The sequence below is a fragment of the Xanthomonas sp. SHU 166 genome, assembly GCF_000364685.1.
Classification (GTDB): Bacteria; Pseudomonadota; Gammaproteobacteria; order Xanthomonadales; family Xanthomonadaceae; genus Xanthomonas_A; species Xanthomonas_A sontii.
Window position 1 is genome coordinate 1 of the sequence record NZ_AQOJ01000441.1, and the last position, 448, is coordinate 448.

Annotated in this window: 1 protein-coding gene; it reads right to left on the reverse strand. The window is 70.5% G+C overall.

What is annotated here, in order from left to right; translation table 11 throughout:
• Positions 1 to 448 (reverse strand): hypothetical protein (locus D180_RS11960; protein ID WP_017912979.1); only part of this gene is annotated, 448 nt, incomplete at both ends.

A 448-nucleotide genomic window follows, 5' to 3' on the forward strand; every position in this document is an offset into this window, starting at 1 on the left:
ACGTCGCGGCCGGCGATCTGGCCGCCGAGGTTGAGCAGGCCCTGATTGGCCTGCAGCGCCACGGTGCCACTGGACACGATCCGGCCCTGGTTGAGCAGGTTGCCGACGTTGGCGCTGACGTTGGCGCCGCCGATGGTGCCGGTGTTGCTCAGGCCGGCCGTGGCGTTGAGCGAGACGTCGCCGTTGTCGCTGGCTAGCAGCGCGCCGTCGCTGCGCAGGGTCAGCGCGGTCTTCGACGACAGGTACACCACCGGCACCAGCACCTTCTGGCCCTGGTATTCCTGTTCCACCATCCACACGATGTCGTGGGTCAGCGCGGCGACCTGGTCGGCGGTCAGCGCCACGCCCACGCTCAGGTGCAGGGTGCCGGCCTCGGCGACGCCGCCGTTGAGCAGCGCGCGGTATTGGGCCACGCCGTCGGCATAGTTGCCCAGGTAGCGGCGGCCGG